This window comes from Rhodophyticola sp. (genome assembly GCF_965284195.1).
Classification (GTDB): domain Bacteria; phylum Pseudomonadota; class Alphaproteobacteria; order Rhodobacterales; family Rhodobacteraceae; genus Rhodophyticola.
On the sequence record NZ_CBDIRM010000001.1, the window covers coordinates 1814013 to 1836778 of the forward strand.

Genomic DNA, 22766 nt, shown 5'->3' on the forward strand with positions numbered 1-22766 from the left:
AAGCCAGAGGAGTTCATTGTGAACGATAATCAAGACGGCAAAAAACCCCTTTCAGACAGCGAGATTTCCACATCCGTCAACCGCCGCGGGATGCTGCGCGGCGCCGGCACCGCAGCACTGGGCGTGACGATTGCGGGCGTCGGGACGAGCCGCGCCGAAGCCGGAACCGACAATGACAACGGGGCAATCACCGATCCCGGCGGGCGCGGGCGCGGCTATTGCCGGGCCTACGGGTCCGGCGTGACCGATCAGGACAACGGCACTTGGCGCGATCCGGGCGGAAACGGGCGCGGCGACGCCCGTCAGCAACGCGCCGGTTACACCGACCGTGACAATGGCACCTGGACCGATCCGGGTTCCGCGGGCCGTGGCGTACCGCGCAATGCGGCCAGCGGCGTGACCGATGCGGATGGCGGCAATTGCTCCGACCCGGGCGGCAACGGTCGCGGATGATGCGAGCCTGACCATATGACGGCGGGGCGGGCCCTCCGGACCATCCGGGGGGCCGGTTCGCCGGATGATGCGCGTTTTAGTAGCTTCCAAAGCCGATGAAAGGCCAGTTTCATGAGTGATGAAGAAAAGCCGAAATCCCCCGGCAAGTCCGATCTCGCCGACAGCAGCATCAAGACATCCCGCGGGTTGAACAGGCGGCGGTTGCTGCGCGGCATGGGTCTGGGCACCATTGGCCTTGGCCTGAGCGGCTGCGTTGCGACCCCCACCACGGTTGGCGGCGGGGTCACGGATGCCGATAACGGTCCGATCACCGATCCGGGCGGGCGCGGACGCGGCGGCCTGCGCAGCAGCCGCACCGGGATCACCGATGCCGATAACGGCCCGATTACCGATCCGGGCGGCTTCGGCCGTGGCGGCGGCGGGTTCACCCAAGTGCGAAGCGGCATAACCGACCGGGATACCGGCGCCTTCGCCGATCCGGTCGGCAACGGGCGCGGCACCCGCCGAACGGGGCTTACGGATTCCGATCTGGGGATGAACGCGGACCCGGCCGGGTTTGGCCGACGCGGGTTCTGAACCGGTGGCGGTTCCGGCATCCGTTGCAGTGACTGCCGGTTCGCCATCCGCGCCATAGCGCGCTAAAGAAACGCGCCTGCCCCCGATCCGACGGGCTCAGCCCACGTGGAACAGCGTGGCGAACAGCTTCGGGTCCAGACTGTCGGCGGCGAACGTCTCCCCTTCCGTCAGAACGCTGACCGCATCATGGCTGTGCAGGCTTTCCTGATGGCTGGCCACGACGCGGAAATCGGCGATGCGCGGATCGGCCTGCATCTGTTCGGCAAACAGGCGCGCGGCATCTTCCACGAAAATGGGATTGGCGGCGTTCAGCTCGGCGAACGCCTGTTCGTCTTCGCGTTTTACCATCACCTGGGTTTCCGTGGGCACCGCGGCGCGGGCCATTTCGACCAGATCCTCGAACCACAGGCACCCGGCCTCCCCGTTCACCTCCACCGACAGCCGGGCGACGGATCGCTGCGAATGGGGCGTGGCGAGTTGCGCCCGTGTCGCGCGCGCATGCTCGCTCAATTCCAGCGAACAGGGACAGGTGGAGGAATAGACGTAATCCAGATGCACGATCTTCTTGCGCACACCGGCCTGCTCGACCAGCTCCAGCGCGATATCGTAATACTGATACCCGCTCAGGCCCGAGCGCAGGCTCTCCACCCGCATCGGAAAGCTCAGCCGCATCTGGATGCGGGCATCGAAGCTTTCCAGATCGGTCTTGTAATCCTCCAATGCCGCCTCGATCACCTCGAAGCTGAAGGCCCGGTCCGCATGCCGGTAGAAAGACCGCATGATCCGGGACATGTTGATGCCCTTCTTCTCCGCATCCAGGCTCACCGTCCCGGTAACCGAGGTTTCCAGGACCAGGTCGCCATTGTCGCGGGTCTGATAGCGGATCGGCAGCCGGAAATTGGAGATGCCCACATGCTGGATCTGCCGGTTTGCCCCCCGGATCAGGGAGGCCGGCCCGTTCTGCAGGTCGGGCAGCGTTGCCTTGTAGCCCGGATCCACCGCGAAATCGGCCGGGTAGTCACGGGCAAATTCGGGGTAGGCCACGGCGGTCAGCAGCCCGGCCGCGGCCGGATCCAGCGCGTCGATCGCGCCCGCGCCCGCCCTCTCCGCCCAGGCTTTCAACATGGTCAGCGCCCTTGCCGCCTCTTCCGTGCTTGGGGTTTCCACCGTCGGTGTCACATGCAAATTCACGGGCAACCCCTCCTGTTCCTTCTCCGAGCTTTCGAATATGGGGCAAATGCCCGCGCATTCAAATCCCTGACCTGCCTTATTTATACGCAAGTGCAGACGGCGCAGATCACATCTCGGGCAAATTGCGACGCCGCCGCGGTGCGATCAGCCCCGGTAGCGGCCGACGAAGGCGCGCAGCATGCGTTCGGGCACGGTCACCTCCTCGGCCTGCACATTGGCCTTCAGCGCGTCGGCCTCTTCGGGCGCGAAATAGCCGCGATGCTTGTAGATATCGATCCGCATCACAAAGCTTGCGCTGTCGGCTTCGGGGTGGAACTGCGTGGCGTAGAGATTTTTGCCCGCGCGGATCATCTGGTACGGGCAAAGGTCGGATCTGGCCAGATGCACCGCGCCGGGCGGCAGCGCCTGAACCGCCTCCTTATGGCCGACGAAAGCCTTGAAATCGCGGGGCAATCCGGCCATGAGCGGGTCTGCCGCGCCATCCTCGGTCAACCGACATTCCACGGCGCCGATGGGTTCGCCATAGCGCGCCTTGCTGATCTCGCCGCCAAGGTGCTTGGCCAGAATGCCAAGCCCATAGCAACAGCCCATATAGGGCATGTCGCGCCGCGTGATCTCGGGCATCAGCGACAGGATATCGGCCTCGATCCGCGCCTCCAGCGGGTCCTTGTCCTCGGGCGCGTCGCTCACGCATCCGGGCCCGCCGCCGACGATCACGCCGGAATAGGCCTCAAGGCTCAGCGCGGGCAGCGGCTGCTGATCGAGACGGATGCGCCGGGTTTCCGCCGCAGTCAGGCCCGAGCGGGCCAGAAGTGCTGCATATTCCTCGTCCGCCGCCTCGTCTTCCGGCCGCAACTGGATGATCAGGAACGGTTTCAATGGGGCGCCTCCGCCGGCAGGTCGAGCCGCTTTTCCATCCGGTAGCGGTGGATCACGACCCCGTGGCGGTGGATCTCCTCGCGCTCCATGACCCGCCATCCATGGCGCTCGAACAACCGGCGGGCCAAGGCGCTCGCCTCGGTCGTCATGCGCCCGTGGCCATCGGCCCGCGCGCGGGTCTCGGCCACCAGATAAAGCGCATCGCCCACCCCCTGCCCCATGGCGGCGGCGGCAACGAAGGCCAGATCGATATAGCCGCCCTTGCGCGTCATGAACCCCACGGGCGCACCGTCGCGTTCGGCGACAATTGTATCGGCATCGGCCAACCGCTTGGCCCAACCCGCATCCGTCGGCGGCGCGGGCGACCATGCGGCCACCTGTTCGGCGGAATAATGCGCAATCGCCCCGTTCCGCACAGCGTCGTGATAGATCTTCCCGAGCGCTTCGGCCTCTCCGGGCAGCATATCGCGAATGGTCAGGTCCACGGTCATCTGGCCGCCGCCAGGGCCTGGCGCAGATCCGCCAGAAGATCGTCCGCATCCTCCAGCCCGACACTCAGGCGCAACACTCCGTCGCTGATGCCGAGCACGGCGCGCTGATCGTCGCTCAGCCGCTGATGGGTCGTGGTGGCGGGATGGGTGATGATCGATTTCGCGTCGCCCAGATTGTTGGAAATCGTGATGATCTCCAAGGCGTTCAGCATGCGAAATGCGGCGTCGCGCCCGCCCTGCATCTCCAGCGCCAGAACCGTTCCGCCCAGCTCCATCTGCCGCATCGCCAGCGCGTGCTGCGGATGACTGGGCAGGCCCGGATAGACCACCCGGCGCAGGCCCGAGGCCCCTTCGAGCCCCCGGGCCAGCGTCAGCGCGGTCGCCGCCTGCGCCCGGCATCGCAGATCGACCGTTTCCAGCGATTTCAACAGCACCCAGGCGTTGAAGGGCGACATCGACCCGCCGGTATGCTTCAGATAGGGCTCCACCGTGTCCCGGATAAACGCCCGGCTTCCACAGATGACACCGCCCAGAACCCGGCCCTGCCCGTCGATATGCTTGGTGGCGGAATAGACCACCACGTCGGCGCCAAGCCCGATCGTGTCCTGAAAAACCGGGGTGGCGAAAACGTTGTCCACGATCACCAGCGCGCCCGCCGCATGGGCCAGCTTGGCCACGGCGGCAATGTCGATCACCTCCAGCACCGGGTTCGAGATCGACTCGAAGAAAACCGCCCTGGTGTCCGGCCGGATGGCGGCTTTCCACTGGTCCAGATCGGTGCCATCGACGAATGTCACCTCCACCCCGAAGCGCGCCAGCACCTCTTCAAGGATATACAGGCAGGAGCCGAACAGCGCCTTGGCGCTCACCACATGGTCGCCCGCACGCAGCATGGAGGTCAGCGCGCCATTGACCGCCGCCATCCCGGATGCGGTGGCAAAGGCATCTTCGGTGCCTTCCAGCGCGGCGATCCGGTCTTCGAACATCCGGACGGTCGGATTGCCGTAGCGGGCATAGATGAACTCATCCTCGCCCGCCTCGACGAACCGGGCCTCGGCCTGTTCGGCGGTGTCGTAGACAAAGCCCTGGGTCAGGAACAGCGCCTCGCTGACCTCGCCATACTGGCTGCGTCTCGTGCCCGAATGCACGGCGCGGGTGCGCGGCTTCCACGGTCTGGCGGTGGTGTCCTTCATCGTTTCATCTCCATGCGCGTCCGGGCACAAAAAAAACCCCGGACCTGGGGTGGCCGGGGCGCGCATATATCAAAGCACCTTCGACCTCTTTAGCGGAATGTTTTACGTGGCCCGCAATCCGGTAAACAAATCGCCACGCGGAAGGGATTAGGCCGCTGCCGTCTGCGGGTCAAGCGGCAAAAACGGCCGCGTCATCGCTGCGACATGGCCACGTCACAGGGATGTTGCGCAGACGTCACCTAAATGTTGCGGAAAGAACTTATCCACACCCCATAGCTTGTGGGGTTCATGCAATGCCGGTTTTGCCCGTCACAGCCAGATCCAGCCAGATCGACGCGCCGGAGCGGCTGCGCGACGCGCTGGCCGCGCTGCCGTCCGGCGCGACGGCGACGGTGATGGTTCACGGCTACCGGTTCTGCCCGCTGTCCGGGCCCACCGACCCGCACCGGCATATCCTGTCGCCCGCCCCGCAAAGCGCCTGCTGGAAGGCGATCAGCTGGCCCCGGCATCTGCATCTGAACCGGCCCGGCGCGGGGTTGGGCATCGGCTTTGGATGGCCCGCCACCGGGCCCCTGCGCGAGGTTGCGGCGCGCGCCTTCGTCGCGGGGCATGCGCTGGCCCGAACCGTTCGGATCCTGCGCGACACCCGGCCCGATCTGCAGGTCAACATCATCGCCCATTCGCTTGGCGCGCGGGTGGCGCTGGCGGCGCTCGACGATCTGGGCGCCCATGACGTGGCCCGGATGATCCTTCTGTCCGGCGCGGAGTATCGGGGCACGGCCGACCGCGCGCTGGCCGGCCGCAGCACCCGGGTGTTGAATGTCACCAGCGGCGAAAACGCGCTCTTCGACATGCTGTTCCGGGCCCTCGTGCCCGCGCCCCGCTGGCGCGACCGGCCCCTGTCGGCGGGTCTGGGGCACCCGCATCCGCGCTGGATCGATCTGGCCATCGACGCGCCCGCGCATCGCATGGCGCTGGCCCGGCTCGGCTACCCGATCCGGCCCCCGGCGACCCGCATCTGCCACTGGTCGGGATATCTGCGGCCCGGTCTCTTCCCGCTTTACCGCGCTGTCTTCGACCCTGCCCATGCCGCGCTTTTCGATCGGCTCGGGGCGGCGCTGCCGGTGGGCCCGGCGCCGCAAAAGGTTACAAAAATGGCCGAATGCACGAACTTTCGTAACCTGTTCACCGGCGCCGCGAGATCCTGAGGCCACTTGCCCCGCCCCCCGATCTGCCCGATGCTGGGCCCGAGCTGCCCGGAGACCGCCGCGATGATCGATCTGTATTACTGGCCCACACCCAACGGCTGGAAAATCACCATCGCGCTTGAGGAGATGGGGCTACCGTATACCGTTCATCTGGTCGATATCGGCGCGGGCGATCAGTTCGACCCCGATTTCCTGAAAATCGCCCCGAACAACCGCATGCCCGCGATCACCGATGCAGACGGCCCCGACGGTCAGCCGATCTCGATCTTCGAATCCGGGGCGATCCTGCAATATCTCGCGCGCAAGACCGGGCGGTTCGGCGGCCCGACGGAACGTGACCGGATCGCCGTCGATCAATGGCTGATGTGGCAGATGGGCGGGGTCGGGCCGATGGCGGGGCAAGCGCATCATTTCCTGAAATACGCGCCTGATATGGACCCGCCGCAGGATATTCCCTATGCGAAGGACCGATATCGCCGCGAGACCGGGCGGCTTTACCGGGTGCTGGACACCCAACTGGCCGAAAACGAGTTTGTCGCGGGCGATTTCTACTCCATCGCCGACATGGCGATCTGGCCTTGGGCGAGCCTTTGGGAAGGTCAGCAGCAAACGCTGGAGGACAAACCGCATCTGGCCTGCTGGCTGGATCGGATCGCGGCGCGCCCGGCGGTCCGGGCAGGCCGGGCCGTCGCCGCGGAAAAACGCGGCGAAACCCGGGACAAGGCCGCCCAGGACCGGCTTTTCAGACAGAGCTGAGGGGGAAAATCGCCGACGCTTTCCCCCTTGCGTCACCCCAATTCGCCGGATTTCTGAGCGGCAGGCAGGCGGCGCCCGGATCAATTCGGGCAAAAACCCTGCGATGTCTGGTTTTTGCATGCAAGACTGCCTATTCTAGTGGCTGAAACGAACCGGAGCTGAAATGACCTCCAACACCCTACGCGGCGTCGCTTTTGCAGCGCTTCTCGTGATCATCATGATGTCCGTTTTCGGCGGGTTCGGAGTGCTGTAAATGGCCAAACGGTACGGCGGAGAATTCAGCCCCGAGGGCCGGCGGGATACCCGCGAAACGGTCACAGCGACTCCGGCGCGCCCGCTGGAGGCGAGTTTCAAGGGCCGTTCGCCCGCCCGGCACGGGGCCAAGATCAACCTTCTGTTCATCGCGCCGCTCGCCGTCTTCTTCACGGCGTTCTTCCAGTCGACGGTGGCCATGGCCACGGATCTGGCCGGCGCCGCGGTGTTGCTGCTCGCGGCCTGGTTGCTGCGCGACGGGATTCGCGCCGAGGATGCCTATAACGAACGCAAGGTCGCGCGGCGCCCGGCGATCCCGCGCAAGATATTCGCCTCCGTTCTGACGGCGGCGGGCGTCGGGTTGCTGGTGTTCGGCGGGCAGTGGAACCTGTTGACGGCCGTGATCGCGGGCGCCGTTGCCGGTGCGCTGCATCTGTTCGTATTCCAGCCCGATCCGATGAAGGATAAGGGTCTGGAGGGTGTGGACAACTTCCAGACCGAGCGTGTGGCCCGCAAGGTCGAAGAGGCCGAAACCCTGCTTGACGGGATGAAAGACGCCATCAAGCGCGCGCGGGACCGGCAGCTGGAGGCGCGGGTGGAAGGGTTTCAGCACACCGTGCGCCAGATGTTCCGCACCATCGAACAGGACCCCCGCGATCTGACCGGGGCGCGCAAGTATCTGGGCGTTTATCTGCAGGGCGCGCGCGACGCGACCGTGAAATTCGCCGATCTTTACGGCCGGGGCCGCGACCCGGAGGTCCGGGCCGATTATGTGCGGCTTCTGGACGATCTCGAACGCAATTTTTCAACCCGCACCCAACGGATGCTGATCGACGATCGCAGCGATCTGGATGTGGAGATCGAGGTCCTGCGGGACCGGCTGAACCGAGACAATCTGCATATCACGAGCGAGGAAACACGACATGACTGAAACTGTCCGGCAGCAAGCCGAAGCCGCCGCGAAAATGGTGGATGAGATCAACGCGATTGTGTTGCCCGAGCCCTCGACCGAACTGGTGCCGCTGGCCGAGGCGGAGCCGCCCACGGCGCAGGAAATCCGCAGCCGGATGGCCGAGATCGACATGACGGACACGAACTCCATCGTCAGTTTCGGCTCCAACGCGCAGGCGGAGCTGCAGGTCATTTCGCAGGCCATGCTGCAGGGCGTGAAAAACAAGGATGTGGGGCCCGCAGGCAACTCACTGCGCGAAATCGTGGGCACGATCCGCGGGTTTTCGGTGGACGAACTGGACCCGAACCGCAAGCAAAGCTGGTGGGAACGCCTCTTCGGCAAGGCCAAGCCGTTCCATGATTTCATGGCGAAATACGAAGACGTGCAGAGCCAGATCGACAAGATCACCGACGAGCTTCTGGCCCATGAACACACACTGATGAAGGACATCAAGTCGCTGGACCAGCTCTATGACAAGACGCTGAATTTCTACGACGAACTGGCGCTTTACATCGCCGCCGGGGAGGAGAAGCTGAAAACCCTGGACGAGACGGATATTCCCGCGAAAGAGGCCGAGGTGCAGGCCGCGCCGGAAAACGACCAGGTGATGAAGGCGCAAGAACTGCGCGATCTGCGCGCCGCGCGCGACGATCTGGAACGCCGGGTCCATGACCTCAAGCTGACCCGCCAGGTCACGATGCAATCGCTCCCCTCGATCCGGCTGGTGCAGGAAAACGACAAATCGCTGGTGACCAAGATCAACTCCACCCTCGTCAACACCGTGCCGCTTTGGGAAACCCAGCTCGCGCAGGCGGTGACGATCCAGCGCTCGACGGAGGCCGCCAAGGCGGTGCGGGAGGCCAATGATCTGACGAACGAGTTGCTGACCTCAAACGCCGCCAACCTGCGCGAAAGCAACCGCATGGTGCGCGAGGAGATGGAGCGCGGCGTCTTCGACATCGAAGCGGTGAAACAGGCCAATGCCGAACTGATCGCCACGATCGAGGAGAGCCTGGCCATCGCCGATGAAGGCAAGGCGCGCCGCGCCGCCGCCGAGATCGAGATGCAGAAGATGGAGGCGGAATTGCGCGACACGCTTGCATCGGCCAGCGCCCGCGGCGACGGGTCCGGGGCCAATGTGGGCGGGTCGGTGAACCCGGCCGGCTGACCGGTCCGGCGCGTAGGGGAACGAAACATGATGCAGGGCAAGGGTCGGAACTGGGCCGGGCTGGCGGCGGTGGCCTTCGTCGCCGCCGGGTGCGAATTGGTCGTGCCGCCGGACCCGCCCGCATCACCCGCTCCGCGCGTGGCCCCGCAGGTTGCGCCGATCCCGGAGCCCTCGGCCGAAAGCCTCGCCTTTGCCCGCTACTACGCCGCCGTGCAGCAACGGCTGGTGGCCGATGGCCTGCTGCGCACCGATGGCGGCGGGCCCGACACGCCGATCTCGGTGCGCAATCTGGTGGCGAATTTCGAGCGCATCGCGCTGTTTGACGAATACGCGCTGACCAATGGCCGGTTCGTGCAGCAGCAGACGCCGTCGCGCCTGCGCCGCTGGCAGGCGCCGGTGCGGTTGCAGGCCCATTTCGGCGCCTCCGTCCCCACTGCGGACCGAAATCGCGACCGCTCGATCCTGGGAACCTATGCAACCCGGCTGGCGCGGGTCACGGGGCATCCGATCCGCCAGGTCAACAGCGGCGGCAATTTCCACGTGCTCTATCTCAACCGGGACGAGCAACGCGCGGCGGGCCCGCTGCTGCGCCGGCTTGTGCCCAGCATCGGCGACGAGACGATCGACGAGATCACCCGGCTGCCGCGCTTCACCTTCTGCTCGGTCTATGCGTTTTCCGAAGCCGGCGAGACCCCGAATTACGTAACCGCGATCGCGATCATCCGCACCGAACACCCCGATCTTCTGCGCCGGTCCTGCGTCCACGAAGAGGTGGCGCAGGGTCTTGGCCTGCCGAATGACAGCCCCACGGCGCGGCCGTCCATCTTCAACGATGACGAGGAATTCGCACTGTTGACGCGGCATGACGAATTGCTGCTGGAAATCCTCTACGACGAGCGTCTGCGCCCGGGCATGTTGCCCGACGAGGCCCGCCCCGTGGTGGAGATCATCGCCAGCGAGCTACTTGGCGGGCAAAGCTGAGCCGCCTACATCCGTGTTCAAAGGAGACTTCACCCATGCCCATTTTCGATTTCCTCTCCGGCCAGTTCATCGACGTCATCGAATGGACCGATGACACCCGCGACACCATGGTCTGGCGGTTCGAACGCCACGGTCACGAAATCAAGTACGGCGCCAAGCTGACCGTGCGCGAGGGGCAGACGGCGGTGTTCATCCACGAAGGGCAGCTGGCCGATGTGTTCACCCCCGGCCTCTACATGCTGGAAACCAACAACATGCCGATCATGACCAGTCTTCAACACTGGGATCACGGCTTCAAATCCCCCTTCAAATCGGAGATCTATTTCGTCTCCACCAACCGGTTCACCGATCTGAAATGGGGCACGAAAAACCCGATCATGCTGCGCGATCCGGAATTCGGGCCGACCCGCATCCGCGCGTTCGGCACCTACACCGTCAAGGTCAAGGACGCCGCCCGGTTCATGGCCGAGATCGTGGGCACCGATGGCGAATTCACCAAGGACGAGGTGACGTTCCAGATCCGCAACATCATCGTTCAGGCCTTTTCCCGCGTGGTCGCGGGCTCGGGCATTCCGGTTCTGGACATGGCGGCCAATGCCGGCGAGATGGGCGGGCTTCTGGCCGCGAAAATCTCGGAAACCATCGACCAGTACGGGCTGGTCCTGCCCGAGCTCTACATCGAGAACATCTCCCTGCCGCAGGCGGTGGAACAGGCGCTGGACAAGCGCACCTCGATGGGGGTGGTCGGCGATCTGACCAAGTACCAGCAGTTCCAGACCGCCGAGGCGATGCGCGCGGCGGCCGAAAACCCGGGCGGCGATGGCGGCATGGGCGCGGGCCTAGGCATGGGGATGGGCATGGCGATGGCTAACCAGATGGCGCAGACCGGACCCTGGGGCGCCACGCAGGCGCGATCGGGCGACCCCGCGCCCGCCGCCGCCCCGCCGCCCCCGCCGGTCGAGCATGTCTGGCATATCGCCGAGAACGGCCAGACCAAGGGCCCGTTTTCGCGCGCCGATCTGGGCCGCATGGCCGGAGATGGCAGCCTGACCCGGGAAACCCATGTCTGGACGCAAGGCCAGGACGGCTGGAAAACCGCCGATGAGGTGGACGAGCTGGCGCAGCTCTTCACGGTCATGCCGCCGCCCCCGCCCCCGCCTGCAAGCTGACGAGACCGGGTCTCATCCCGCGCTCGGAAATACCCACGGCAAAGGCATAGAATTCATGGCAGACGGCCTGTCCGCAAACCCCGGTGAAGAACATCGCTTTCCATGCGACAACTGCGGGTCCGATTTCCGCTTCGACCCCGATCAGGGCAAGCTGGTCTGCGATCATTGCGGCAATGAACGCGACATCGAAGGCCACGGCCCGTGGGCGGGCAGCGCCATCCGGGAACTGGATTTCGTCTCGGCCATCCGCGACCAGCTTCCGGCTCAGGAGATGGAGGAAACCCGCGTCCTGACCTGCCCCAATTGCGGCGCGCAGGTGGAGTTCTCCGCGGATATCCATGCGAAGGAATGCCCGTTCTGCGCGACGCCGGTGGTCACCGACACCGGCACCCATCGCCATATCAAACCCAAGGCCGTTCTGCCCTTTCAACTGGATGAGGCCGCCGCCCGGGCGGCGATGGTCAGATGGCTGGGCCGGCTGTGGTTCGCGCCGAACGGTTTGCAGGAGTATGCCCGCAAGGGCCGCAGGCTGGACGGGATCTACACGCCCTACTGGACCTTCGATGCGGACACCCGCAGCGCCTATCGCGGCCAGCGCGGCACGGTCTATTACGGAACGCGGCGCGACAGCAAAGGCAACGTCAAGCAGGTGCCCAAGATCCGCTGGCGGCGCGTCTCGGGCCGCGTGGCGCGGTTTTTCGACGATGTGCTCGTTCTGGCCTCCCGGTCGCTGCCCAAAGGCTATACCGACCGTCTGGCCCCCTGGGATCTGACCGCGCTCGACCCCTATACGCCGGAGTATCTGGCGGGCTTCCGGGCCGAAGGCTACACCGTGGATCTGGAGGACGGCATGGTCGAGGCGCGCCAGATCATGGACGCGCAGATCGCGCGGGATATCCGTCGCGATATCGGCGGCGACCGGCAAAGGATCGACGCCGTGGACACCATGGTTTCCGACGTGACCTTCAAGCACATCCTGCTGCCGGTCTGGCTGGCGGCCTATAAGTACCGTGGCAAAAGCTACCGCTTCGTCGTCAACGGGCAATCCGGCAAGGTGCAGGGCGAGCGCCCGTATTCCGCGTGGAAAATCGCCTTCGCCGTTCTGGGCGCGCTGATCCTTGCAGGGATCGGGGGCTATCTCTACTCCATGTACGGCTAGATCGGCGGCACGGCCCAAAACCCCGCGCGCACGCGACTGCCGCCCTCTGCCGGGACCGGGCCGGCGCGCCGCCGGAACCGGCCTCTCCGCGCCGCGCCCGCATGTTCGGTCTCGCCCTGCCCCCCGAGCGGCGGCGGTGCGGGGGTCAGCCGCGGTTGATCGGCACCGATTTCGCGGCCTCATCGCGGGCCGGGGCCTTCTTCGACACCGTGATCGTCAGCACGCCGTCCTTCAGATCCGCCGCCACCTGGTTCGGGTCCGCATCGGGCGGCAGGCGAAAACTGCGCGAAAACGCCCCGTATTCGCGTTCACTGAAGTACCAGGTGTCGCCACTGTCTTCACGGCTCGATCTTTTCTCGCCCTTCACCGTGACCACGCCTTCGGCAACGGTCAGATCGATATCCTTGTCGTCGACACCCGGCAGTTCCATGACGATTTTATAGGCGGTCTCGTTCGTCGCCGCCTCGGACGCGGGCGCGAACCAGTCGGCGACGCGGGCGCCCATGCTGCGGAACGGATCGTATAGCGAGGGCCAGAAGCCGCTGGTGTGGGATTTCTCGACCATGAAAACCTCCTTTTGCAGATCAGATTCCTTGCATGTGAAAGTATCCCGCCCCGCGGGCGGTCGCGCCTTGAGATGGGTCAAATCCGGCTGGTCTAACGCGCCCATCGGGGCTAGTCACAACCGGTGACGGAGCGAAGGAGACGCGGATGATCCTGTGTTGTGGCGAAGCGTTGATCGACATGCTGCCCCGCAAGACCGAAGACGGCGCGGCGGGGTTTGCGCCCTACCCCGGCGGGGCGGTGTTCAACACCGCCGTGGCGCTGGCGCGTCTGGGTGTGGATACGGGGCTGTTCACCGGCCTGTCCACCGACCTGTTCGGCCAGCGGCTTGAAGATGTTCTGCGCCTGAACGGGGTCGGCTTCGGGCTGGCGGCGCGATGCGCCCGGCCCACCACGCTGGCCTTCGTCACCTTGACCGACGGGCAGGCGGAGTATGCGTTCTACGATGAAAATACCGCCGGGCGGATGCTCGCGGACCGGGATCTCCCCAAGGATCTGGACGATGCGGAGGCCCTGTTTTTCGGCGGGATCAGCCTTGCGGTGGAGCCCTGCGCAGAGGCCTATAAGGCCTTGTGCCTGCGCGAGCCGGAGATGCGGGTGATCATGATCGACCCCAATATCCGCCCCGATTTCATCGTCGATCCCGATCGTTACCGCGCCCGTCTGGCCGCGATGCTGGCGGTGGCCGATGTGGTCAAACTGTCCAACGAAGACCTGAAATGGCTGGAAGGCAATGGCGAGATCCCGGAACTGGCCACCGGGCTTCTGGCGAAGGGCCCCAAGCTGGTGCTGATCACCGAAGGCAAGGACGGGGTAACCGCCTATTGGGCGGGTGAGAGGCTGCACGTGCCCGCGCCGGTCGTCGAGGTGGTCGACACCGTCGGCGCGGGCGACACGTTCAATGCGGGGTTTCTGGCCGGGCTGGCGGACGCGGACCGGCTGGACAAATCCGCCATCGCCAAGGGCCTAGAGCGGGACGTTCTGGAAGCCGCGCTGCGCCTTGGAACCGCCGCTGCGGCGGTGACCGTCAGCCGGGCGGGCGCCAATCCGCCCCGCCGGGAGGATCTTGCGTGAGGGCGCTGATCCAGCGGGTGAGCGAGGCCAGCGTGTCTGTCGATGGCCGCATGATCGGACGGACCGGCCCCGGGCTTTTGGTGCTGGTCTGCGCGATGGAGGGCGACACGGAACATCAGGCCCGGAACCTGGCGGCCAAGACCGCGAAGCTGCGGATTTTCCGGGATGACGCCGGCAAGATGAACCGCAGCCTTGTGGATTGCGCCGGCAGCGCGCTGGTCATCAGCCAGTTCACGCTGGCCGCGGACACCTCGCGCGGCAACCGACCCGGCTTTTCCGGCGCCGCGGCGCCGGCAGAGGGTGAGCGGCTCTATCTGGATTTCGCCAGGGCACTTTCCGGGTTCGGCATCCCGGTGGAAACCGGCGCGTTCGGCGCGGATATGGCCGTCAGCCTGGTCAATGACGGGCCGGTCACGATCTGGCTGGAGAGCGCCTTTGACGCCTAGAATTTAGGCAAACGCTTGAAAATACCGCGAAAACAAGGGGCCAACGCCCAAGCTTTCGCCAATTGGTTGCAGTCATTCCTTAACCCTATAGGTTGTAGGCATGACAAAAAGACCAACGTTTTTTGATGAAATGACCGGTAACGCGGACGGAGCGCGCCACCCCTACCAACCCTATGAAGCGTGGTTCCGGTCGGAAGATCTGCGCGAGTTACGCAAGAAATCGATCGAGGCGGAACGCTTTTTTCGCCGGACCGGCATCACGTTCAACGTCTATGGACAGGACGAGGCCGATGAGCGGCTGATCCCCTTCGACATCGTGCCCCGGATCATATCGGGCCGCGAATGGGCCCGGCTGACAAAGGGCATCGAACAGCGCGTGCGCGCGATCAACGCGTTTCTTTACGATATCTATCACCGGCAGGAAATCCTGCGGGCGGGCCGGGTGCCTGCCGAACTGATTTCCCGCAACGACGCCTTCCTGCCGCAGATGATCGGCATGCCGCCGCCCGGAAACGTCTACACCCATATCGTCGGCGTCGATCTGGTGCGCACGGATGAAGACGAGTTCTACGTTCTGGAGGACAATGCGCGCACACCTTCGGGCGTGTCCTACATGCTGGAAAACCGGGAGACGATGCTTCAGATGTTCCCGGAGCTTTTCAGCCGGATCAAGGTGCGCGAGGTGAAGGATTACCCGGTGCAGCTGCGCCGGTCGCTGGCCGCCTGCGCCCCGCCGGCGGCGAACGGGGGCTGCACCGTCGCCGTTCTGACCCCGGGCATTCACAACTCCGCCTATTTCGAACACGCCTTTCTGGCCGATCACATGGGCGTCCAGCTTGTCGAGGGCAGCGATCTGCGCGTGATCGACGGGCGCATCGCGATGCGGACCACGCGGGGCTATCAGCCGATCGACGTGCTCTATCGCCGGGTCGACGATGATTTCCTGGACCCGCTGAATTTCAATCCGGACTCGATGCTGGGCGTGCCCGGGATCATGGACGTGTACCGCGCGGGCGGCATCACCATCGCCAATGCACCGGGCACAGGCATCGCCGATGACAAGGCAATTTATAGCTACATGCCCGATATCGTGGAGTTTTATACCGGCGAAAAGGCGATCCTGAAAAACGTGCCCACCTGGCGCTGTTCGGAGCCGGACGCGCTGGCCTATGTGCTCGACAACCTGTCCGATCTGGTTGTGAAGGAGGTCCACGGGTCGGGCGGATACGGCATGCTGGTGGGGCCCGCCGCGTCGAAGAAGGAACTGGCCGCCTTCCGTGCCAAGCTGGAATCGAAACCGGGTAATTACATCGCCCAGCCCACGCTGGCGCTGTCGACCGTGCCGATCCTGACACAGAAGGGGCTGGCACCGCGCCACGTGGATTTGCGGCCCTTCGTCCTCGTCTCGCCCGACCGGATCAACATCACGCCCGGCGGGCTGACCCGCGTGGCGCTGAAAAAGGGCTCGCTGGTGGTGAATTCAAGCCAGGGCGGCGGGACCAAAGACACCTGGGTTCTGGAGGAATAGGCGCGATGCTGGGCAAAACCGCAGGTGGCCTGTTCTGGATGTTTCGCTATCTGGAAAGGTCCGAAAATACCGCAAGGCTGATCGATGCCGGGTTTCGGATCGCGCTGACGCGGCCCGACGGGGCCGATGACGAATGGGCGAGCGTGCTGCAGACCGCAGGCGTTGCCGATCTCTACCGGTCGCGCCATGACGAGCTGGACGCGGCAAGGGTGATCGATTTCCTGCTGCGCGACACAAGCAACCCCTCCTCCGTCATGTCGGCCATCGCGGCGGCGCGGCAGAATGCGCGGCTGGTCCGCACCGCGATCACCCGCGAGGTGTGGGAGGCGGTGAACGACACCTACATGATCCTGAAACAGGCGCTGGCGCGTCCGGTGGCACCCCGCAACCTGCCGGGATCCCTGGCCATGATCCGCCAGCAATCGGCGCTGGTGCGCGGCGCGCTGCATGGCACGATGCTCAGAAACGACGTGTTCGATTTCTGCCGGATCGGAACCTATCTGGAACGGGCCGACAACACGGCGCGGATTCTGGATGTGAAATACTATGTCCTGCTGCCGTCGATCAGCCAGATCGGGTCGAGCCTGGACAATGTGCAATGGGAAACGATCCTGCGGTCGGTCGCGGGCCAGCGCGCCTATCGCTGGATCAGCGGCGGGGAATCGAGCCCCATCGGGATTGCCGATTTCCTGCTATTCGACGGGCGGATGCCGCGCAGTCTGAGGTTTTCGGTGGGCAAGATCGCGACCAATCTGAGCTATCTGGAACGCGAATACGATCACCGCCATCACTGCCACGATCTGGTGGAGGCCCTGTCGGGGCGTCTGAACCAGACCACGATCGAACATGTCTTCGAGGAAGGTCTTCACGAATTCATCGTCGATTTCCTGGCCGATCTGGGACAACTGGGCGCACAGATCGACCGCGATTACAGGTTTCAGGGGTGACGACATGCGGCTGAAGGTTCTTCATACGACCACCTATCATTTCGACAAGCCCGTGTCCTACGGGCTGCAACAGTTGCGCGTGGTGCCGAAAAGCAGCGCCGGGCAACAGGTGCTGAACTGGCAGATGGAGATCGAAGGCGGCAGCGCGCAGACCTCCTTCACCGACCACCATCAAAATCAGGTCTCGCTGATCTCCTTCGATCCGCAAGCGACCTCGATCGTCGTGCATTGCGCCGGAGAGGTGGAAACCAATGACGAGGCCGGTGTGATCGGCAAGCATGGCGGCTTCGCGCCGGTCTGGCTGTTCCAGCGGCCCACTGATCTGACCCGCGCGGGCCCGAATGTGCGCCGCCTTGCGCGGGGCCTGAAAGACGAGATCGAGGACGATATCCCGCGCCTGCACGCACTTTCGACCCGCATCATCGAGGCCGTGGCCTACAGGACCGGCACGACCGGCGCGGAAACCACCGCCGAGGACGCGATCGAGATCGGCTCGGGCGTCTGTCAGGATCATGCGCATATCTTCATCGCCGCCGCGCGCGCCATGGGATATCCCGCGCGCTATGTCTCGGGCTACCTGATGATGGACGACCGGGTGCATCAGGATGCCAGCCACGCCTGGGCCGAGGTGCATATCCCCCCGCTCGGCTGGGTGGGCTTCGACATCTCGAACGGCATTTCCCCCGACCCGCGCTATGTCCGCGTCGCCACCGGGCTGGACTATACCGAAGCGGCCCCCATTTCCGGGTTACGCTTTGGTAACGCTGGCGAGGCGATGATGGTCGATATACAGGTACAGCAGCAGTAGCGGCGCGATCGGGCGTCTGCGGCGAAGGGACAAGACGGGTATGACCTATTGCGTGGGGCTGCGGCTCAACCGTGGGCTGGTTATGATGTCGGACACACGGACCAATGCCGGTGTCGATAATATCAGCATTTTCAAGAAGATGTTTACGTGGGAAACCGTGGGGGAACGCTCTGTCACCCTGATGACGGCGGGCAATCTGGCCACGACGCAGGCTTTGATCAGCCTGCTGAACGAACGGGCCAAGCCCGCCGACGAACGCGGCGCACCATCGATTCTCGAAGCGCCGTCGATGTTTCAGGTGGCGCGTCTGGTGGGCGCCACCCTGCGGGAGGTGATCGCCGATCAGGCCGGGGAAACCGGGCAGGAGGCGGACAGCCCGTTTTCCGCCACACTGATACTGGGCGGGCAGATCCGCGGCAGCGACCCCCGGCTTTTCATGATCTATCCGGAGGGCAATTTCGTCGAGGCCAGCGAGGACACGCCGTTTTTCCAGATCGGGGAGGCGAAGTACGGCAAGCCCATTCTGGTGCGCGCCTATGATCCGACGATGAGTTTCGAGGATGCGGTGAAACTGCTGATGGTCAGTTTCGACAGCACGATCAAGGCGAACCTGTCGGTCGGGCCGCCGCTGGATCTGCATCTTTACGAGGCCGACAGTTTCCGCAACGGGCGGGTGCAGCGGATCGAGAAGGATGACCCGTTTTTCGAGATGATCTCCTCAAGCTGGGGCGAGGCGCTGCGCGAGGCGTTTCAGCGTCTGCCCGCCTATTCGCTGGACGACTGAGGCGGGACGGATCGGGCGGGCGGCGCTCAGCCGCGCGTGACGTCATGGCCGTAAAGCCATTCGAACTGATTGGCGGCGATCTGCGGCGCAAACCGGCTGGCCAGGCGCAGGGCGCTGTGCGCGGCAAACCGGTAGGGGCCGGGGCGAAGATGGTAGTTTTCCGCATTGCGCGAGGCGGCATCGACGATCCGGGCGCAGCGTGCGCGGCGGCGCGCGGTGTAACGGGCAAAGCCGGTGGCCTGATCCTCCTCCGCCGCGAGGCTGTCGGCCAGAACCCAGGCATCCTCGAGCGCCATGTTGGCGCCCTGGGCCAGAAAGGGCAGCGTCGGATGGGCCGCATCGCCCAGAAGCACCGCGTGGTCATTGTGCCAGTGCTTGGCCAGCGGATGGCGGAACAGGCCCCACAGGAACACTTCCTCCGCCCCGTCCAGCATCTGCCGGATGCCGGGGGCGAAATCGCGGAAGGCCCGGCGAAGATTTTGCGGATCGTCCCGGTGGTTCCAGCCTTCGGCGGCCCAGCCATCGCGTTCCTCGACCGCGACCACATTCATCAGGGCCCCGTGGCGCAGCGGATAACGCACCAGATGCCGGCCCGGCCCCATGAAAACCTGCGCTTCCGCCGGGGCGGCGGCGTCTTCCAGCGGGATCGTGCAGCGCCAGGCGACCTGCCCGGTGAAAAACGGTCGGGTGCTGGGGTTGAGCGCGGCGCGCGTGGGCGAATGCAGGCCGTCGGCGGCGACCAGACAGGCGGCGGTTTCGGTCTCCCCGGTTGCGAAATGAAGCGCGATGCCCCCTGCCCCGTCGCGCAACTCACGGACGGCACGGCCAAGCTCGACGGTCACGCCCGCCTCCACCGCGCCGCGCCGCAATATCCCGATCAGATCGGCCCGGTGCATCAGGTGATAGGGCCGGTCGCTACGGGTCAGCGGCAGCCGGAAAACCTCCGCGCCACGCCGGAAATCGCACAACCGCACCGCCCGCGCCAGAGGTGCCGCCTCGGCCAGCGCCGCGCCCAGACCAAGGGCGCGCAGAACCACCGCGCCATTGGGGCTGATCTGCAGGCCGGCCCCCAGTTCGGCAATCCGGTCGCTTTGCTCCAGCACGCGCACCCGCGCGCCCCGTTGTGCCAGGGCCGTGGCCGCAGCCAGCCCCGCGATGCCGCCACCCAGCACCGTAATCTCGCGTCCGATCAGCATCTTGTCCCCTATCTGGTCGCACCGCCCAATGAAGAAAGGGCACCCGTCATGGATGCCCCTTCCTAATCGGTTCCGTCGCCCCAGGGGCTTGGCTCAATCGTCGCGGTGGACCTTTTCGCGCCGCTCGTGACGTTCCTGCGCCTCAAGGCTCAGCGTTGCGATCGGCCGCGCGTCGAGACGTTTCAGCGAGATCGGCTCGCCGGTATCTTCGCAATATCCGTACTCACCCTCTTCGATCCGGCGAAGTGCGGCATCGATCTTGGCAATCAGCTTGCGCTGCCGGTCACGGGTCCGCAATTCCAGCGCGCGGTCGGTCTCTTCGGAGGCCCGATCCGCGACATCGGGAATGTTCCGCGTTCCATCCTGCAGGCCGGCAACGGTGTCCCGGCTGCCAGCCAGAAGGTCTTCTTTCCAGGAAATAAGCTTGCGGCGGAAATACTCCACCTGACGTTCGTTCATAAACGGCTCGTCCTCCGCGGGACGATAGTCTTCAGGCAGAAAGACTTCGACTTTCATGTCACTCCCCTTATCGGGGCCGGAACGGTTTTCCATGTCTGGTTTTGCGCCCATCCGGCCACTCCCGCGCTTCGATTATCTGAATGCCACTTGCTTGTCACGTCCCTAATGTGCCGCTATGGCCAAAGCAAGGCGGCAGCCGCTCAGATTGCCGTGAAGCGCCATTTTCCCAAGGGGGTAGCATGAGATTCAGCGGTACGGACGATTATGTGGCAACCGAGGATCTGACGGTTGCCGTCAATGCCGCCGTGACGCTGGAACGGCCCCTTCTGGTCAAGGGCGAACCCGGCACGGGCAAGACCGAACTGGCCCGTCAGGTGGCCGGCGCGCTTGGACTGCCGATCATCGAATGGCACATCAAATCGACCACCCGCGCGCAGCAGGGCCTCTATGAATACGATGCGGTCAGCCGCCTGCGCGACAGCCAGTTGGGCGACGAGCGCGTGAACGATGTGGCCAATTACATCAAACGCGGCAAGCTCTGGCAGGCCTTCGCGGCGGAGGAGCGGGTCGTTCTGCTGATCGACGAGATCGACAAGGCCGATATCGAGTTTCCCAATGACCTGTTGCAGGAACTCGACCGGATGGAGTTCTTCGTCTACGAAACCGGCGAGACGATCAGGGCCCGCCACCGGCCCATCGTGATCATCACATCGAACAACGAAAAAGAACTGCCGGATGCGTTTCTGCGCCGCTGTTTCTTCCACTACATCCGCTTTCCGGAGATGGAGGTGATGAAACGGATCGTCGAGGTGCATCACCCCGGCATCAAACAGGCGCTTCTGACCACCGCGCTGACCCAGTTCTACGAGATCCGCGATCAGCAGGGGCTGAAGAAAAAACCCTCCACCTCCGAGGTTCTGGATTGGCTGAAGCTGCTTCTGGCCGAAGACCTCGCGCCGGAGGATCTGCGCCGGGACGGGGCCAGCGCGCTACCGAAACTTCACGGCGCGCTGTTGAAGAACGAACAGGATGTGGCCTTGTTCGAGCGGCTGGCCTTCATGGCGCGCGGACAGCGATAGTGCTGCAAACCCTGGCCGACCCGATCCTGCCGGTCTTTCTGGCGCTGGTCACCGGGTATGCGTTGCGATTGGGCGGGGTGATGGATGACAGCCACGCGGCCGCGATCAACAGATTCGCCTTCTATCTCGCGGTCCCCGCCCTCATCGTCTCGGTGGTGGGCAAGGCCCCGGTCAACGATGTCGAATGGCCCGCCGTCGGGGTCTATTTCACCGTGCAGATGATGCTTTATCTGGGCATGTTCGCGTTTCTCAGGACGGTGTTGCGCCTGCCCGTGGCGGAGGCGCTGCTCCTTGGGATGGCGACCAGCTTCGTCAACCACATCTTCTTTGTCCTGCCGATTGCCGAGCGCCTTGTCGGGCCGGATGCGGGCGTGCCGATGGCGGGTCTGGTGATGCTGGATGCGGGCGTGATCTTTCCCGCCACCGTTCTGGCGACGGCCATCCTGACGGCCGGCGGCGAGGCCACAAGCGGGGTGGTCGGGTTGGTTCTGAAAAATCCGTTTGTCTATGCCTCCCCCATCGGCATTGCGGTAGGCCTGTCGGGCGATGCCGCACCATCCGGCATCATGACCTTCGCGGAATTTGCCGGGGCCGCCGCGGCGCCGGTGCTGCTCTTCACGCTCGGGCTGACGCTGGCGGGATCGTCCCTTGCCCGGATCGGGCCCGAGGTCTGGAGCGTCGTGGCGGTGAAGCTTCTGGTCCATCCCGCGCTGGTCGGCGGGCTGCTCGGCATCGTCGGGGTCAGCCGGTTCACATCCGACATCACGCTTCTGGTCGCCGCCGGGCCCTGCGGCGCCATGCCTTTCGTGATCGCCACCCAATACGGTGTCAGGACCGAAGCGATCGCAAAGGCGGTGCTGATCTCGACCCTTCTGTCGATCCTGTCGCTGGCGATATTGACGGCCTGAAAACAAACTGGTTTTTGGCAAAGGATCAAATTTGTGCCACATTTTCTCCCTAGCGACCAATGCCAATACCGGACTGGACAAGGCAGGAGTTCCAGTGACATCTGAGATTTCCATCCGCCCGCTCACGCCCGGCGACAGATCCGCCTGGCGACCGCTCTGGCGCGATTATCTCGCCTTCTATGACACCGACCTGCCCGACGAGATCTACGAGCTGACATTTGCGCGCTATACCGATCCGGCGCGGACCGATATGCTTGGCTGGATTGCATGGCAGGGCGGTAACGCCGTCGGCCTTGTCCATGCGATCGTTCACGCCCATGGCTGGAAGGTGGCGCCGGTGACCTATCTGCAGGATCTTTTCACGACGCCCGCCGCCCGGGGCAAGGGCGTGGCGCGCGCGCTCATCGAAACGGTCTATGCCGACGCGGATGCCGCCGGGCGGGGCGCGGTCTACTGGCTGACCCAGACCGACAATACCGCGGCGCGCGCCCTTTATGACCGTGTCGCCGTCGCCACCGATTTCATGAAGTATAGCCGGAGTTGAT

The 22766-nt window shown here is 64.8% G+C and carries 25 protein-coding genes and 1 riboswitch; of the genes, 18 read left to right on the top strand and 7 right to left on the bottom strand.

The window, feature by feature from the left end; genetic code table 11:
• Positions 1 to 18: 18 nt before the first annotated feature.
• Entirely contained in the window at positions 19 to 453 is a 435-nt protein-coding gene (locus tag ACQ651_RS09040) for a hypothetical protein (RefSeq protein ID WP_375552006.1), read from the top strand.
• A gap of 111 nt (positions 454 to 564) precedes the next feature.
• Positions 565 to 1029, top strand: a complete 465-nt coding sequence (locus tag ACQ651_RS09045) for a hypothetical protein (RefSeq protein WP_227287252.1) — start codon at positions 565 to 567, stop codon at positions 1027 to 1029.
• Between the two features lie 96 nt (positions 1030 to 1125).
• On the opposite strand, the gene folE2 is transcribed toward ACQ651_RS09045, so the two are convergent.
• From folE2 to metZ, 4 genes are all read right to left on the bottom strand, one after another.
• On the bottom strand, positions 1126 to 2220 hold the full coding sequence (folE2, locus tag ACQ651_RS09050) for a GTP cyclohydrolase FolE2 (protein WP_430449085.1): 1095 nt from the start codon (positions 2218 to 2220) through the stop codon (positions 1126 to 1128).
• A gap of 144 nt (positions 2221 to 2364) precedes the next feature.
• Complete coding sequence (locus ACQ651_RS09055; protein ID WP_430449086.1) at positions 2365 to 3099, bottom strand: glutamine amidotransferase; 735 nt, start codon at positions 3097 to 3099, stop codon at positions 2365 to 2367.
• Positions 3096 to 3590 carry a GNAT family N-acetyltransferase gene (locus ACQ651_RS09060; protein ID WP_430449087.1) on the bottom strand — a complete coding sequence of 165 codons (495 nt, stop codon included), beginning with the start codon at positions 3588 to 3590 and terminating at the stop codon, positions 3096 to 3098. Before ACQ651_RS09060 ends, ACQ651_RS09055 begins: the two co-directional genes overlap by 4 nt.
• The gene (gene metZ, locus ACQ651_RS09065; RefSeq protein WP_430449088.1) at positions 3587 to 4783 is read right to left on the bottom strand and encodes an O-succinylhomoserine sulfhydrylase; all 1197 of its coding nucleotides are present in this window, start codon (positions 4781 to 4783) and stop codon (positions 3587 to 3589) included. Before metZ ends, ACQ651_RS09060 begins: the two co-directional genes overlap by 4 nt.
• 68 nt (positions 4784 to 4851) lie before the next feature.
• Positions 4852 to 4930, bottom strand: a riboswitch (SAM riboswitch).
• Positions 4931 to 5076: 146 nt separating this feature from the next.
• Between metZ and ACQ651_RS09070 the strand changes: the two genes are divergently transcribed.
• The 7 genes from ACQ651_RS09070 to ACQ651_RS09100 all read left to right on the top strand — a co-directional run bounded on the left by ACQ651_RS09070 (position 5077) and on the right by ACQ651_RS09100 (position 12428).
• Positions 5077 to 5991, top strand: coding sequence for an alpha/beta hydrolase (locus ACQ651_RS09070; protein WP_430449089.1), 915 nt, complete (start codon positions 5077 to 5079; stop codon positions 5989 to 5991).
• A 63-nt stretch (positions 5992 to 6054) separates the two neighbouring features.
• Positions 6055 to 6747, top strand: a complete 693-nt coding sequence (locus ACQ651_RS09075; RefSeq protein ID WP_430449090.1) for a glutathione S-transferase N-terminal domain-containing protein — start codon at positions 6055 to 6057, stop codon at positions 6745 to 6747.
• A 253-nt stretch (positions 6748 to 7000) separates the two neighbouring features.
• On the top strand, positions 7001 to 7930 hold the full coding sequence (locus ACQ651_RS09080) for a 5-bromo-4-chloroindolyl phosphate hydrolysis family protein (RefSeq protein WP_227287258.1): 930 nt from the start codon (positions 7001 to 7003) through the stop codon (positions 7928 to 7930).
• Positions 7923 to 9119: a toxic anion resistance protein gene (locus ACQ651_RS09085; protein WP_227287259.1), complete on the top strand. Its 1197-nt coding sequence runs from the start codon at positions 7923 to 7925 to the stop codon at positions 9117 to 9119. Before ACQ651_RS09080 ends, ACQ651_RS09085 begins: the two co-directional genes overlap by 8 nt.
• Positions 9120 to 9146: 27 nt before the next feature.
• Positions 9147 to 10100, top strand: a complete 954-nt coding sequence (locus ACQ651_RS09090; RefSeq protein ID WP_227287260.1) for a DUF2927 domain-containing protein — start codon at positions 9147 to 9149, stop codon at positions 10098 to 10100.
• A 35-nt stretch (positions 10101 to 10135) separates the two neighbouring features.
• A complete protein-coding gene (locus tag ACQ651_RS09095; protein WP_227287261.1) occupies positions 10136 to 11269 on the top strand; it encodes an SPFH domain-containing protein in 1134 nt (377 codons plus the stop codon).
• A 55-nt stretch (positions 11270 to 11324) separates the two neighbouring features.
• Positions 11325 to 12428 carry a primosomal protein N' (replication factor Y) - superfamily II helicase gene (locus ACQ651_RS09100; RefSeq protein WP_430449091.1) on the top strand — a complete coding sequence of 368 codons (1104 nt, stop codon included), beginning with the start codon at positions 11325 to 11327 and terminating at the stop codon, positions 12426 to 12428.
• Between the two features lie 145 nt (positions 12429 to 12573).
• Here the strand turns inward: ACQ651_RS09100 and ACQ651_RS09105 are convergent, their stop codons facing one another.
• Positions 12574 to 12993 (bottom strand): Hsp20/alpha crystallin family protein, encoded by a 420-nt coding sequence (locus tag ACQ651_RS09105; RefSeq protein WP_227287263.1) that lies wholly within the window; start codon positions 12991 to 12993, stop codon positions 12574 to 12576.
• A gap of 146 nt (positions 12994 to 13139) precedes the next feature.
• Here ACQ651_RS09105 and ACQ651_RS09110 point away from each other — a divergent pair, with 146 nt between their 5' ends.
• From ACQ651_RS09110 to ACQ651_RS09135, 6 genes are all read left to right on the top strand, one after another.
• Positions 13140 to 14066 (top strand): carbohydrate kinase family protein, encoded by a 927-nt coding sequence (locus ACQ651_RS09110; protein ID WP_430449092.1) that lies wholly within the window; start codon positions 13140 to 13142, stop codon positions 14064 to 14066.
• Positions 14063 to 14512, top strand: a complete 450-nt coding sequence (dtd, locus tag ACQ651_RS09115; RefSeq protein WP_430449093.1) for a D-aminoacyl-tRNA deacylase — start codon at positions 14063 to 14065, stop codon at positions 14510 to 14512. The genes ACQ651_RS09110 and dtd overlap by 4 nt, the downstream gene beginning before the upstream one ends.
• A 100-nt stretch (positions 14513 to 14612) precedes the next feature.
• Entirely contained in the window at positions 14613 to 16040 is a 1428-nt protein-coding gene (locus ACQ651_RS09120; protein ID WP_430449094.1) for a circularly permuted type 2 ATP-grasp protein, read from the top strand.
• 5 nt (positions 16041 to 16045) lie between these two features.
• Positions 16046 to 16987, top strand: a complete 942-nt coding sequence (locus tag ACQ651_RS09125) for an alpha-E domain-containing protein (protein WP_121897130.1) — start codon at positions 16046 to 16048, stop codon at positions 16985 to 16987.
• A gap of 4 nt (positions 16988 to 16991) precedes the next feature.
• Positions 16992 to 17795: a transglutaminase family protein gene (locus ACQ651_RS09130; RefSeq protein WP_227287267.1), complete on the top strand. Its 804-nt coding sequence runs from the start codon at positions 16992 to 16994 to the stop codon at positions 17793 to 17795.
• A gap of 40 nt (positions 17796 to 17835) precedes the next feature.
• Complete coding sequence (locus tag ACQ651_RS09135) at positions 17836 to 18579, top strand: proteasome-type protease (RefSeq protein WP_227287268.1); 744 nt, start codon at positions 17836 to 17838, stop codon at positions 18577 to 18579.
• Positions 18580 to 18605: 26 nt separating this feature from the next.
• Here ACQ651_RS09135 and ACQ651_RS09140 read toward each other — a convergent pair whose 3' ends face one another.
• A complete protein-coding gene (locus ACQ651_RS09140) occupies positions 18606 to 19775 on the bottom strand; it encodes an FAD-dependent monooxygenase (RefSeq protein ID WP_430449095.1) in 1170 nt (389 codons plus the stop codon).
• 93 nt (positions 19776 to 19868) lie between these two features.
• Complete coding sequence (gene dksA / locus ACQ651_RS09145) at positions 19869 to 20327, bottom strand: RNA polymerase-binding protein DksA (protein ID WP_121897290.1); 459 nt, start codon at positions 20325 to 20327, stop codon at positions 19869 to 19871.
• 146 nt (positions 20328 to 20473) lie between these two features.
• On the opposite strand from dksA, the gene ACQ651_RS09150 reads away from it, so the two are divergent.
• The 3 genes from ACQ651_RS09150 to ACQ651_RS09160 all read left to right on the top strand — a co-directional run bounded on the left by ACQ651_RS09150 (position 20474) and on the right by ACQ651_RS09160 (position 22765).
• Positions 20474 to 21313, top strand: a complete 840-nt coding sequence (locus tag ACQ651_RS09150) for an AAA family ATPase (protein WP_430449096.1) — start codon at positions 20474 to 20476, stop codon at positions 21311 to 21313.
• On the top strand, positions 21313 to 22221 hold the full coding sequence (locus tag ACQ651_RS09155) for an AEC family transporter (protein ID WP_375551990.1): 909 nt from the start codon (positions 21313 to 21315) through the stop codon (positions 22219 to 22221). Before ACQ651_RS09150 ends, ACQ651_RS09155 begins: the two co-directional genes overlap by 1 nt.
• A gap of 94 nt (positions 22222 to 22315) precedes the next feature.
• Positions 22316 to 22765, top strand: coding sequence for an N-acetyltransferase family protein (locus tag ACQ651_RS09160; protein ID WP_430449097.1), 450 nt, complete (start codon positions 22316 to 22318; stop codon positions 22763 to 22765).
• Position 22766: the final 1 nt, after the last annotated feature.